A 13,195-nucleotide genomic window follows, 5' to 3' on the forward strand; every position below is an offset into this window, starting at 1 on the left:
GATGGCACAGGCTGACAGGTCGAAAAATATGATTATCTTTATGATAAAAAAGAATATTTTGTTTCGTGGATGAGCATAGCGATCTACCCGGTTTCATGCTGTTTCGTGGCCTGTGTATTAAAATGTGTATTAAAAATGGAGGAGTTAAATGGCGACCGAAAACAAACTTAGCGACACGCTTTTGAAAAAATTACACGTAAAACCCCAGGCCCATCAGAAAATGATAGCGGATGGACGGGGACTGTCGATCCGGGTCAGCCGTCAGGGTGGAGTGAGTTTTGTGTTCACCTGGCGCGAAGGAGGACGGACCAGTATTCCGAAAGCAGTCACACTAGGGCGTTATCCGGATACAGGACTGAAACAGGCCCGGCAGATACGGGACTGTTACCGGGCACAACTGGCAGAACAGAGAACCCTTAATCCGGACAATGAAATGGCGATACCTGACGGAGCGGAAAGCGGGAACTACGGAAAGCGAAGGTGCGGAAAAAACTGGGCTGAAAATTTAGCTCATAAAATTATCATCCTCCAAATCTGGTGGATGAACTTTCGCCACTGGCGCGAGCTGGCATTCCCGCCAAAGAATGTGTGCGTAACGCTGGTGGAATGAGCAAGAAGTAAATTTACGGTTTGGTGGGTAAGCGGCTGACAAATTGTAATCCAGTGCAGACTACGCCATTCATCGGGAGCTAAGGCAGAATTGGGACTTAGGCAGGGGTTTAACTTCCCCCTATGGGGAAAATTGGCTAACTCATTGATTCTTCCACAAAACGCCATTGGCGCAGGCTGGGCAAATGGCTAACTTGTTGAAAATGTTCCAGACTGCAAATTTGCAGGCAGGTATAACCCTTTGATTCTGTTTGATTATAGCTAATCGCTAGAATTGGCTATTTTCTTCGCCAGTTAACTTGGTAACTGTCAGTTACTGGCCTGGTGGCAAGAGACTGATGCCGCAGAACTGGCAACATGACTACGCAGGCCAAAGTGACGGTGAACAGGATAATCAACGGCTTACCCTTCAAAGGGACATGTAAGCCCTTATTGTTTCCAGCGACCGACAGAGGAATAAAAACACATGATCTGCTTGCGGGTAACTGTCGGTTACTGGCAAACCTCTTAAAGAGTTGAGCCTTTTAAACTCCCTGAAATTTTCGTATTTCCCACGATTAAAGATGTCGCAAGTCTGCGTCAATAAGAAAATCATCAGGTTAAAGATGATGGAAAAACCATCATCATAAAAATCAGGTCGTTAGTTGCGGACGTTATATGTACGGAGCCACTGAGCCAAATAGAATTGGTTGATAAAATTATCAGAAGAATCAAAATAGTGCAGGTTTGTACTATAGCCGCGTAAGTCAAATCTGGCTTCTGGCTATCTTTAAACGACTCGGTTAACTGACCCTCTTTAAGATGTGCTGTTTTTGTTGCCGCAGAAATATCGATGTTGTAGATTACGCCATGAAGATCCGTTGATGGTGTTCGCCCCGGGTAACTGGAGCCCGGCTGAAAGAAGCCATTCATCGGCTTTTCAGACCTGATGCCGATACCACGGGCAATTGAAGCCCCCGGATTGGTTATCAGGTTCAGGCCATGATAAGAACGCTCCCCTTTGGGCAATTGGAGCCCACTGTAAAGAGGGTTATCACGGCTGTTTTTCCTTCCCGATAGCCTTACCTGTAGCCTTTCCTTCTGATTTCAGCGATGTACTAAAAATCTGGCGAATAAAATGCCCCCCGAAAAATCTCAGATTTCGCGTAGCGTCGCCATAACTATATGAAATTTCGTTTCACTGGCTGGTATTGATTTGTCATCCCTGCCAACACTTGCTTTTTTCCTCACTAAAAATTTACATCAAGAGGAAATATATTTTGGAAAATTCAAATAATTTCGGTTCCCATACCCTGCAAGGCCAAATAATCTTTCAAGGTCAATAAAGTTTATTCTTTTTTCCGTACTTTTATCCCCGTTCTTTTATTTAAATAGCGTATATGCAGCTAATGCAGTTTACGGTGATGGAGCAATGGCCGGGGGAACAATAGTTCATCTTATGGAGAAAAAGCTTCTGCAAATGGAGATAACGCAACAGTTATAGGGCAGGGAAGTAGTGCAAATGGAGATAATTCAACAGTTATTGGGCAACATGTAGTTGTAAACTCCAGTAACAGTAAGGTCGTCGGAATGGGGGCTAGTGTAAATGGCAATAACGCAACAGTAGTTGGAAATAAATCTTTTGCAAACGGAGATAACAGTACAGTTATAGGGCTGGGTGCTCATTCAAATGGTAAATCCGGTACATCTCTTGGACAGGGGGCGAGGGTAAATGCTGAGGGTGGGACAGCCACAGGGCAGGAGGAAAGTGTAGACGGAAATAACGGCACATCCAACGGTCATGGAGCGGCAGCAACGGGAGTTAATAGTGTGGCTCTTGGCGCGAAATCCAGGGCTGAACATGATAATGAAGTGAATATTGGTATCTGGAAATTAAAAGATGATTATACAGCGTATGAACAAGTTGGTACTCGTTCTCTTGGTGGCCTTGCCGAAGGGGTTAATGCTGATGATGCGGTGAACAAGGGGCAGCTCGACACCGCCAAAGCAGCAGCCATCTGTCACAGTGATGAGAATCTGGCGGCGGCGAAGGGGTATACCAATACCGAAATTGGTAAAGTATAGAACAGCATTACTACGGCAAAGGGCGAAGTAGTCAGGGAGGCTGGAGAGAATACAGATAATAAAATCAAGAACCTGAATATTGATAATAAATTCTCAAACGCTGACCAGCAGGCCAGATAATACGCCAGTAAAGCAGAAGATAACGCCAATAAGTACACCGATGAACAGATAGGTAAGATTGATACTTCGGGGATACTGAATAAAGCCAGGGACTATACCAATGACACAGCTAAACAGACACTAAAAAGCGCAAATGAAAATACTGAAAATCGGACTGTCGTTGCTGAAAATAATGCTGTTACACGCTCTAATGCTTACATGGATGAGAGTTCCGTTCATATGCTGAAAAGCGCTAACAATTATACGAACCATCGGGCAGCACAGGCAGAAAATAACGCAGTGGCGCGTTCAAACGACTACACGAATCAACGTTTCAGTGCGCTTAAAGAGCAGGTTGACCGGAATGAAAAACGAGCGAATGGTGGTTTGCTGGAGCTAGGCAATGAGCACTATTACGAGTACAGGTTCAGGATTTGGTATGGCTGTCAGTAGCTATCGTGATCAGGGGGCAATAGCTGCCGGAGTACAAAAAAGTATCACGCCGGATACGAGTGTAAACATGAAAGCCGCATGGGATTCTGGTAACGGTGTTGGTGTTGCCGCAGGCTTTTTTACTTCCTGGTAGAATATTGTGCAGGGGTTGGCAGGTATACTACATGAGCGCCGTTCTCACTGGTGGAATAAAGGGGATTTTCTCCCCTTTTTACAGGGAATAATAACCCACCAGCCAGCAGTAATGGACGAAGTTGCAATTCACGGCCTGAAAGTGATTCAGTAATTATCGTCTGATAAAAAATACTGGATAGCGAAGATGACGAGACTCATTGAAATCTATTCACGGCTTAATGCTATCGATGACCTGATGAAGCTGATGTTGCAACCGCCAGGCATTTACAGTGAAGAAACAATAAACGCGCATATTGCTTCACTGGTTGCGTATGTTGATCACGCCAACGCCGTGATATGGAGACAGCAGAAACGGGGCAGGCTTTGTGATTTTGACGTCAGGCATATTCTGCCCGCACTTTATGAGATACGGAAGCAAATAAAGCAAACATTTATCGGAAACAACAAGCCGCTATCTGAGTTAGCCGGTCACATTGCGGGGCTAATCAGCCTGGTCAGTTTTTATCTTTCCCGCATTGAGGGTAACAACGATAAAAACAGGGTGTTACATTGAAAGCCCTGGCTACTTCCAGCGCTGGATGATGAGAGACAGCGCATAATCCAGCAGCGGGACGCACAAGCCAAGGACCACGCCGACCACCAGCGCACAGATCCATGAGGAGGAGAATACGCCGGAATATTCCACGCGGTGAAGAATCATCGGGAGCCTGTACATAAGATTGTGTAATTACCTGATTTTGATATGTTCAGTCCAACATCAGAAGCAGGTTAGTTTATGGACGAAAAACAGTTGCAGGCTCTGGCTAACGAACTGGCCAAAAATCTCAAAACCCCTGACGATCTCAGCCAGTTCGATCGTCTGCTGAAAAAAATCAGTGTTGAGGCAGCACTCAACGCCGAAATGTCCCACCATCTGGGCTACGATAAAAATCAACCTAAATCAGGGTCCAACTCCCGCAACGGCTATTCCACAAAGACCGTTACCACCGGCGATGGCCCTCTCGAACTACGTACTCCGCGCGATCGCGACGGCTCCTTCGAACCCCAACTGGTGAAGAAAAACCAGACCCGGATCACCGGGATGGATAACCAGATTTTATCACTGTATGCCAAAGGGATGACCCTCCGCGAGATAGCGGCGGCGTTCAAAGAACTGTATGACGCGGATGTCTCACCGGCGCCGTGATGGAGCAGGTTGTCGAATGGCAAAATCGTCCACTGGATGCGGTTTATCCTGTTGTTTATCTTGACTGTATCGTCCTGAAAGTCCGGCAGCACAGTCGTGTCATCAATAAATCGGTGTTCCTGGCTCTGGGCATCAATATCGAAGGTCAGAAAGAACTTCTGGGTATGTGGCTGGCCGAAAACGAAGGGGCGAAGTTCTGGCTCAATGTGCTGACTGAACTAAAAAACCGCGGCCTGAACGATATCCTCATCGCCTGTGTTGACGGCCTGAAAGGCTTCCCTGACGCCATCAACGCAGTGTATCCGGAGGCCCGCATCCAGTTATGTATCGTGCATATGGTGCGCAACAGCCTGCGGTTCGTCTCCTGGAAGGACCACAAAGCCGTCACCCGCGACCTGAAGGCCATCTATCAGGCGCCCACGGAAGAAGCAGGCCAGCAGGCACTGGAAGCGTTCGCGGCTGCCTGGGACAGCCGCTATCCACAGGTCAGCCGGAGCTGGCAGGCAAACTGGGCCAATCTGTCCACGTTCTTCGCCTACCCGACGGACATCCGCAAGGTGCTCTATACGACGAATGCCATAGAGTCGCTGAACAGCGTGATCCGGCATGCGATAAAGAAACGCCACTGCGGGACTGGCGTATGGCAATGAGCCGCTTTATTATCGAGTTCGGTGACCGCCTGGACGGTCACTTCTGAGAAAAGGCATTTAGTCGGATAAGAGAGCCGCATTTCTGCGACTCCCTCTCCTCAGAACCGTGCGTGCACGTTTCCCCGCACACGGCTCAGGCCTTCACAAAGCCAGATAAATTCCTGACCCGGCAACCTCCTGCTGTGGAGGATAGTTTCAGGCTGATATTCCTGACTTCGCCATTTTTCGTGCGCCAGATGGCGTGAAAGATCCAGCGACGCAGCCCTCTATTACCGTAGTACTTTCGGTAAAGCCAACGTTTTGATTTCTTGCCGTGTTTCCGCCTTATCATACGGTAAAGAGCCCAGAAGATGGCGGTGTCTATTTTACTGAAGACAGCTTTTGCCACAACATGCCGGTAATAGTTTACCCAACCCGTTATTTTACGATTGAGCAGACCTATTAATGCTGCTGTGGGCAAGGTTACGCCTGCCTTGATCTCTTTTCGAATAACGTCCAGGAAAGATTTGATACTGCTTTTCGCTGGTTTTATCAGCAGTTTCCTGCCGTATTTACGAATACTAAAACCAAGAAAATCAAATCCCTGTGATATCGAAACGATCGCGGTTTTTTCTTCAGATAGTGTCAGCCCTCTTTCCCGCAAGAATATCATTACCGCGGGTTTGATTCTGTTTTCCAGTAGCTCTTTCGAACTGCCGGTTATCACAAAATCATCGGCGTACCTGACCATGTGAACCTTGTCGGCAGATCTCGTCATGCTTTTCAGCATTGATTCCATACCGTCCAGAACTCCGTTAGCCAGACCGGGGGAGATAGGAGCAACCTCGTGTCGCACCACAGAATCGTGTACAGGGTCCTGTTGCCCCGTTTTTTTGTACACAGTCAGTGCCGACAGGAGTATCATCATTCACGGATAATATGTATGCCCCATCAACATATATGTTGCTCGGGTGAGTTAACGCAGTAACGATATACGGAGAGGTTGCGCTGTTTGAATGCCCGCGGCAGATGCTTTCCGTTCCGGCTTCATTATAAATAACAGTATTAAGTTCCTGCTCGCCAAAAAAAAGATTACCATCAGCATCTGCTTTTACTGATGCCCGGCTGACGCCTGGTGTTACCGTCCAGGTACCGTCAGCGTTATAAACCACATTGAATGTGGTAAACCCTTCCGTTGCGTCGCACAGTGCTGCATTAACTGAAGAGCTGGTAAAGTTCATGACGGTTCCGGCGGTATAGTCTCCCGTCTGAACATAAAATTTTAAAACGGGCTGACAGTCCAGGTTAGTGGACGGTTTGATGGTGACAAAGTTTGACAATACCACTGAGCCATTCGGCATACGCGCAGCAGAGCCACCATTATATTGTTCAAGTCCGGGGTTGTAACCGGTGAAACAATACGGAACGCACCTTTCTGCACCCCACTGTCCGCTACTGCTGGCTTCAGTCCCAGTGCAGGTTTATTCATCATGGTTACGCTGTTATTTACAGACCCGGTGGCAGGTGCGATTTCCACGGGCTGAATGGCAGACATATTCCCGGAAGGTTTTCCGACCTCAGGCAGAGTAAAGCGTTGTTGTACCCCTGCATAATACTGTAAATTAAGTAAAAATGTATAAACGCTACCTCCCTGAGATGCAGGAAGAATAGTAGTGGAAAGCAGACTGTTTGAAAAAACTTCTTCACCACCAGTATATTCCGCCGGTTGCTGGAAAAAGAAGAAATTATTCACATACGGACTATTATTTGTGACGTTAATTCGAATTAATGTACTCATGATAATCTCCGTGTTATATACAGATATCGGTAAGATAAAAAGCAATAAGTTATCACTCCATCCCCGGAATTAATTCCGGCTTTCCATAACAGGCTGGCATATACCAGCCTGAGGCGTGTTATTACGGAATCACAGTTCTGTCAACTCCCGGGTTCCGTATCAGTACATCAATTGGTAAAGGTGTAAACAACCGGAGTTGAAACATAAACACCCGGCGCTATGTTCGACAGATTGCCATAAGGATAAACGGTGGCTTTGCCATCAGTTATCGCGCTGAGCCCTGAAATGGTGTTAGAACTGTTCTTAGAAACAACAGATGAATCAGAAGCCTTGACTTTTGCTTCAAAAGCGTGATTTTTACCGTCGTTGCTCAAAAACTTAATGCCGTCGCTGTTCGTACTATTCGTATCAACAATCCATGCCCCGATCGGCAGGCCTGTAATTGTAGCCAGCGTCGTGTTAGAGGGCAGGTTACCCTGATCGTCCATCGAGTAACCCGCTGATGTAACAACAGCGTTGGTTGTCGCTGCCCTGCTCAGAGTAGTGACAATGCTCAGCTGCTGCCCCGATACGGCAGTAGCAAAAGCAGAACCGGTCATCACGGCGCTCAGGGCAGCGGCCAGTGCCAGAATTCTTACGTTTTTCATATAGCTATATCCTTTTTATACATGGTTTCGTTTCATACCGACAGAACAGGTGTTGCTGTGTGCCTCCCGTTCTGCATATTCCATCACCATTACCGGTGATGTTTACGCGCTTTCACGTCTGACCGTGCCACACGCGGAAGCGGTAATCCTGTTAACTTTTTCAGCGCCTGTCCGCCCCTCCGGATGTCAGCGTGTCATCCCGGCAGACGGCATCCGCAGAATACACACCTGCCGGTCCCGCCAGCCCCGTTACACTGACGTCTGCCGTACACTGCTGCTGTTGCCCCGCTCCCCAGCGAACGCTGACACGCCCCTCATCCGGCATCCCCGTCAGGTACACCTTCCCGCCGTCACCCACGATACCGGTTCCGCTGTCATGGCCTTCCACCACAGCCACCGCGCCGAACGGTACCGGACGGCTGCCGGGACTAACCAGTGTCAGTAATACCTGTTTACCCACCGACGGATGGAATCTCGCCCGGACAACCGCACCTTTCGTCGGCACCACCTTCACTGTGGTTTGTGACAACGCCGCATTATCCGGCAGGCCCGCCGGGTCGACATTTATTTCGTTTATCTGATACGGCGTCAGGTAACCCTGCGTCGTGTAACCGCGAAAATCGGTTCTCACGCCCGGCCAGCCCCCTACAGGAGCCCCAGACACCCCCGGTATTTCAACCAGTGTCAGCGTGTCCCCCTGTGGCTGTCCCACCGTCAGACCGTCACCGGTCGCAACCAGCATGCCCTTCACGCCGGCGCCCGCCAAACGCTGGTAGCGGCTGTAGCTGTAATTGCCGGTCAGCTCGCCGTAGGTACCGCGGTAATCCAGGTACAGGGCGCTGTTCGCCTTATCGTTCCCGCTTCCGTCACGGTAACGTTCGCGTACGTCCCAGTGGAGACGGCGGTCCAGTACATCACCGTACATACCCAGTTCATGGTTTGTGTCCCCGTGACTCTGACCGTTCATCTGGTATGTTGCATACACAGGGCTCAGCGCTGACCAGCTGCTCAGCGGCATGCTCAGGTACAGACTGGTAAAACTGTCAGTCGATGTCCGTCCGGAGCGGTCCGTGCTCTGGTTCCGCGACCAGTTCAGGCTGACAGACAGGCGGCTGAACAACATGGTGCTGTATCCCGCGCCCCATGAGGTGTTACTGCTGCTGTCATTACGGTACGTCTGCCGGGAGCCGTTCAGACTCAGGCTCCCGACGCCACCCAGCGACTGGCTCAGGGTGATACTGGTCCGGTTCTTCTGCCGCGCCGGACGGTACCCGGGGTAATACCCACAGTGGCTGTTGTTATCACACCAGGTGTCCAGCGTCTCTGACAGCCCGCTGTAACCTTCTGAGTCATATTCCTCACTGGCCATGCCCAGCGAGGTTCCTGTATCAAGGGTCTCGCTGTAACGAACCCGCCAGCGCTGCCCCGTCTGTTGTGATTCGCCATACCATTGTGAACGCGCCAGCGTGGCATCCACTGACAGTGCGCCCCATCCCCCCAGCATGGCACCCAGCCCGGCGGAGCCCGCCTGATAATGGTCTGCGGTCTGAAAACCGCCATAGACCGTCAAATTCCACGGCAGGCCGTATATCAGTTCAGCGGACATCACCGGCGTGTGTTTCACGTTGTCATATGAGGAACGATACTGCCCCCCGGTCACGCTGTATTTCAGGTATCCCTGACGTACAGCCACTGCCGGGGAGTTATAGGGCACGGTGAACTCCTGGCGGGAGCCGTCGCTTTCCAGCACGGTGACCTGCAGGTCGCCACTGGACCCCGTGGAGGGCAGGTCGGTGATTTCAAACGGACCGGCGGGTACCGTCCGGGTGGTCATCAGGTAACCGTTCTGTCTGACCTCAACCCGGGCCTGGGTACGGGCAATCCCCCGGACCACCGGCGCAAACTGACTCTGGTCCCAGGGCACCATATTTTCGTCGGAGGCCAGCATGACGCCCCGGAAGGGTATACTGTCAAATACGCTACCGGAGGTATAACTCTCCCCGAACGTCAGGCGGCTTTTCAGACGGTTGATACCCCGTTCCGCGTACGTGTACGCACTCTGCCACTCCCCCGGCTGACTGCTGTTTTTCTGCCAGGTGGAGGCATTACGTAAACGCCACGGTCCGAGGTTCAGCCCGGGCTGCAGGCTGATGTAATTCGAGTCAGAACGGGAGGACCATGGTTCCCGGTACTCACTGTGCTGTGTACTGGCATCCCAGCCCAGCAACAGAGCGGGGATACCATCATCCCACTGCAACTCAGGTGCAATACCGGTGATTTTCGGCATCATGGCCTGAGGAGGAACCACAATGGCCAGCTGCTGCTGATTGAAATCAAAATGCGTGGTGGCCTGAGGGATCGCGCTCAGGTCAGCACAGGTGGAGCCGGTAAAAAGCGAACGATATTTACCGGTATCAACCCCGTAACGGGAAAGCTGTTCAGGCGTAAGACAGGGAGCCAGATACTGATGGCCTTTTTCTCCTGCAAGATGAAACGGTATCGTGGTATTATCCACTGCCTCTCCATTCATCAGCACGGTAACATCATAATTGCCGGGTAACTGCAGTCCCTCATTAAACAGGGAGATATCCACATTACTCTTACTGTCGCCAATCATTGACGCATCAAATATATAATGGCGGGCAAAAGCCTCCGGAGACAATAACGTAACACCGACAAATAATGCCAGAATGGAGTGGCGCATAATAAATCCGTTTTTTTCTTAAAACCGCTTCAGGAAATCAGATACATACAATAACCATCAGACAACCGTCTGATATATTTCAGCAGTAATATTTTATTTAATCAGAAAGCACTCTCCGGACGACACCGGATAAAAATACGCTATTTTATTTCTGCCGTCTGTACCGGACTGTTATCACCATAATCACCAACAACTGTCCAGCTTACTTTTCCTCGACTTCCGTACCCTCCCGGCAGGGCAAATACATGTTCACCCTGCGGCGGAATATAATCTTCCTGCAGTTTTTTACCATTAAAGGACAGTGATCCGAGACTCATATAATACTCTGTCGGATTGGTGGCAATCAGATTATTACCGACAACCTTCCAGCTCAGTTTATCCGCCATGCCCGACGGATTGGTGGACAGACTGTCAGGACGAACCAGCAGTTTTATACAGCTGTTAATGGACAACTGCATCAGCATGGCAACCTTCCCGGAGGATTGCAGGGGGCCGTCCTTACCCTGCGCCCAGACATCTCCGTCTTTTGGCGGAATCCCCCGGACGCAAAGCCATGCCAGGGATTCACGCCCTGCCGGATATTCCCCTCCGGTACGGACTATACGCAGGGTATTTTTTTGCCCTCCCTCCAGGCGAAAAAGTGGCGGCGTAACATAAAATGGCGCTTCAGTTTTTTTATCTTCCTTCAGAACCTGTGATTGTATCAGTATCGGGTAATTTTCCGGGTTGACCACACTCAGCGTTACACCATTCCCTTCTGGCGGATAAATAATACGGGTCGCTCCAAGCTCAATTCCGTACTTCTGAGTATTCAGCGATACAGATTGAGCCCCTGCCTCTGATACCCCAAAAACAACAGACATCAGGCAGAACAAACATTCCTTAACCATTAAAAAGTTACCTTTTCTTAATCACATTATATCAATGACATCACCACAAAAAACAATACCCCACGATACTCCTGCGTACCGCTGACTCAACTTGATATTAAACTCCATAACTTAACCTGCTCCAAATATAATTTCGGAACGCTCTTGTATACATTTTCTTTATATTTTTTGAATGTTCATGTTTTCAGATAAGCACAGTCAAGCGTGAAATAACGATCGATACGATCTGTATTTTTAATGGATTGACGCAATCAATTGAACAGGCGGGTATTATGAAACTGCTCACCATAAGCAGTCGATGAAAGATACTAAAGGGGCGACAGGGAACTGCTGGTAAGACAGCAGGATTACTGTCTGTTGGCTGAAACCATCACAGAAACAGCCTCGTGTTACACCACAATTTCGTGTACAGGCTCAAAACCGGTTATTCCATCCTTTTCGGTGGATTGTAGAAATATGTGAGTTTTTTTGTCCGGTATTCTGTTAAACAGGCCATCTCCTTCAGTTGGTAATAACAGGCGGATACCTGCTTTTTCTGTCCTGACTGATATCTGATTCTCCTCTTCTGTGGCCGGTGTATCTGGCCGGTTCAGTGTGTATGTAGCGAATTCGTCATTCTTCCCGGGTGGTAGTTTTAAGCGTGTTCACGGCTGTTTCCCACAAGGCCATTTCGCGCGCGTTGATATCCGTGTCGTACTCTTCCAGCAGCGTCACAGCAGCCTGACGTCCTGCGATTCGTTGCTGGAAAGTATCCACGATAATATGTGGTTCCGTGCGGCTTTTTCGCCGTTTGCGGGAAGGTTTTGCTGTCAGTACGCCAGTGATGGCGCTGACATTTTCCGGTGAAAGAATACGGCGTTGTACCGTTCGGGGGACCAGATGGCGAAGCTGCTTGAGACGTGGCGCATCCACGCTGATATAGCGGTTAATGACGACAGGATCACTGCCAAAGCTATAGAACGATGCAGAGGGAACTGATTCACCCTGAAAAATGGAAAAGAATTCGCCGGGATGCAGCTTTATCAGTTCCTGGACGTTTATCTTACTTTTCATCAGGATACTTGACCCAGCTGTGCCATGAAACATTGTTCTGTCGCTGCAACATCGAGCTGCATACTGGTGATTAAGCTGTGTTGTTCGACAAAAGCCTCTGGTGTAAGCGCAACTCTCTGTTCAGGTCGTTTTCCGCCGTGGAGGAGCTTTCCGGGATCACCTTCAGGCATAACCGGGGCAATGGCCGGGGACAGAGAGGCAAAGATATGCGGTAATCTGGTGATATCGACAGGCCTGCGGGTGAAACGGCTTTGTCCGGGATGCTGATACCATTTCCATAGTGACCATGCTGTTAACGGAAGCAGAAAGATCCACAGAATACTGATGGTCTGATCCATTACATTAAGCCACTGACTGAAACTGATGTTGGTGGCGTTGTTACCTGTTATGGCCAGAAGGTTGTAGCGGGGTACTGCGTATTCGTGAAATGGTCCCCAGTCAGTAAATCCCCATAAGGTGTGGAGTATCAGGCAGGTGGCTTATACCACTTCGGGTAAAAATAACCATGGTCGGCAAACCGGGCACGCAAGCCGTTGCCCTGGAAAGTCGAACTGACCGACCAATAAATATCAATACGGTTCTGGCGAGCGGCTTACGTTTGTGTAACGCACTACCAGGAGAAACCTCTCCCTTCCTGTTGTTCAGGACAGAACCACAAGACTTCCGGTTTCGGGGCTGGCATAACGTTGCCACCACTGCCGGACTCTCTTCGCGGGACGGTGGCAGCTCTTCTTCTCCAGCCGTTACGACCTGGCGATCTTTTTCAGCGCGACTGAGGCCCGCAGCTCACCGTTTGCTTTACACCGACCGGCAGTGGCTGCCCGGGTGGATCTTCAGCTGAATACAGATGTTCAGCCTCAGCCGGCGCCATAAAAGGCGTTTTCTGAATCTCCATACAGAACCGGGTGCCGTACAGCTGCTCACGCAG

General features: G+C 49.6%; 12 protein-coding genes and 5 pseudogenes. 7 read left to right on the forward strand and 10 right to left on the reverse strand.

All coding sequences use genetic code 11. The features are described 5' to 3' along the window. Positions 1–148 precede the first annotated feature (148 nt). Entirely contained in the window at positions 149–610 is a 462-nt protein-coding gene (locus HV477_RS25865) for an Arm DNA-binding domain-containing protein (protein ID WP_175065580.1), read from the forward strand. A gap of 593 nt (positions 611–1,203) precedes the next feature. On the opposite strand, the gene HV477_RS25870 is transcribed toward HV477_RS25865, so the two are convergent. After that, positions 1,204–1,617: a hypothetical protein gene (locus tag HV477_RS25870; RefSeq protein ID WP_175065581.1), complete on the reverse strand. Its 414-nt coding sequence runs from the start codon at positions 1,615–1,617 to the stop codon at positions 1,204–1,206. Between the two features lie 420 nt (positions 1,618–2,037). On the opposite strand from HV477_RS25870, the pseudogene HV477_RS29135 reads away from it, so the two are divergent. The 4 genes and pseudogenes from HV477_RS29135 to HV477_RS25890 form a co-directional block, all read left to right on the forward strand. Beyond that, positions 2,038–2,130, forward strand: a pseudogene (locus HV477_RS29135) (hypothetical protein); the annotation flags it as partial. Between the two features lie 48 nt (positions 2,131–2,178). Then, positions 2,179–2,673, forward strand: coding sequence for a hypothetical protein (locus HV477_RS25880; RefSeq protein WP_175065582.1), 495 nt, complete (start codon positions 2,179–2,181; stop codon positions 2,671–2,673). Positions 2,674–3,175: 502 nt separating this feature from the next. Further along, entirely contained in the window at positions 3,176–3,358 is a 183-nt protein-coding gene (locus HV477_RS25885; protein ID WP_175065583.1) for a YadA-like family protein, read from the forward strand. Between the two features lie 186 nt (positions 3,359–3,544). Next, entirely contained in the window at positions 3,545–3,913 is a 369-nt protein-coding gene (locus tag HV477_RS25890) for a hypothetical protein (RefSeq protein ID WP_175065584.1), read from the forward strand. Between the two features lie 9 nt (positions 3,914–3,922). On the opposite strand, the gene HV477_RS25895 is transcribed toward HV477_RS25890, so the two are convergent. Continuing rightward, positions 3,923–4,060 carry a hypothetical protein gene (locus HV477_RS25895; RefSeq protein WP_175065585.1) on the reverse strand — a complete coding sequence of 46 codons (138 nt, stop codon included), beginning with the start codon at positions 4,058–4,060 and terminating at the stop codon, positions 3,923–3,925. Between the two features lie 75 nt (positions 4,061–4,135). On the opposite strand from HV477_RS25895, the pseudogene HV477_RS25900 reads away from it, so the two are divergent. Next, positions 4,136–5,243 (forward strand): annotated as a pseudogene (locus HV477_RS25900) (IS256 family transposase). Positions 5,244–5,329: 86 nt separating this feature from the next. Here the strand turns inward: HV477_RS25900 and HV477_RS25905 are convergent. From HV477_RS25905 to HV477_RS25930, 6 genes are all read right to left on the reverse strand, one after another. Further along, the gene (locus tag HV477_RS25905) at positions 5,330–5,974 is read right to left on the reverse strand and encodes a group II intron maturase-specific domain-containing protein (protein WP_217487877.1); all 645 of its coding nucleotides are present in this window, start codon (positions 5,972–5,974) and stop codon (positions 5,330–5,332) included. Positions 5,975–5,990: 16 nt separating this feature from the next. After that, positions 5,991–6,416 carry a hypothetical protein gene (locus tag HV477_RS25910; protein WP_175065566.1) on the reverse strand — a complete coding sequence of 142 codons (426 nt, stop codon included), beginning with the start codon at positions 6,414–6,416 and terminating at the stop codon, positions 5,991–5,993. Positions 6,417–6,457: 41 nt separating this feature from the next. After that, on the reverse strand, positions 6,458–6,973 hold the full coding sequence (locus HV477_RS25915) for a hypothetical protein (protein WP_175065587.1): 516 nt from the start codon (positions 6,971–6,973) through the stop codon (positions 6,458–6,460). A gap of 167 nt (positions 6,974–7,140) precedes the next feature. Next, a complete protein-coding gene (locus HV477_RS25920; RefSeq protein WP_175065588.1) occupies positions 7,141–7,620 on the reverse strand; it encodes a hypothetical protein in 480 nt (159 codons plus the stop codon). Positions 7,621–7,780: 160 nt separating this feature from the next. After that, entirely contained in the window at positions 7,781–10,324 is a 2,544-nt protein-coding gene (locus HV477_RS25925) for a fimbria/pilus outer membrane usher protein (RefSeq protein ID WP_175065589.1), read from the reverse strand. 140 nt (positions 10,325–10,464) lie between these two features. Beyond that, entirely contained in the window at positions 10,465–11,214 is a 750-nt protein-coding gene (locus tag HV477_RS25930; RefSeq protein WP_175065590.1) for a molecular chaperone, read from the reverse strand. 188 nt (positions 11,215–11,402) lie between these two features. Between HV477_RS25930 and HV477_RS29140 the strand changes: the two are divergent. Beyond that, a pseudogene (locus HV477_RS29140) lies at positions 11,403–11,533 on the forward strand (hypothetical protein); the annotation flags it as partial. Positions 11,534–11,603: 70 nt separating this feature from the next. Here HV477_RS29140 and HV477_RS28295 read toward each other — a convergent pair. Both HV477_RS28295 and trbA read right to left on the reverse strand, forming a co-directional pair. Then, positions 11,604–12,276, reverse strand: a pseudogene (locus HV477_RS28295) (hypothetical protein); the annotation flags it as partial. Further along, positions 12,276–12,773: pseudogene (gene trbA, locus HV477_RS25940) on the reverse strand (IncI1-type conjugal transfer protein TrbA); the annotation flags it as partial. The pseudogenes HV477_RS28295 and trbA, both read right to left, overlap by 1 nt. Between the last annotated feature and the right edge of the window lie 422 nt (positions 12,774–13,195).

This window comes from Salmonella sp. SG203, from assembly GCF_013350575.1.
Classification (GTDB): Bacteria; Pseudomonadota; Gammaproteobacteria; order Enterobacterales; family Enterobacteriaceae; genus Salmonella; species Salmonella enterica.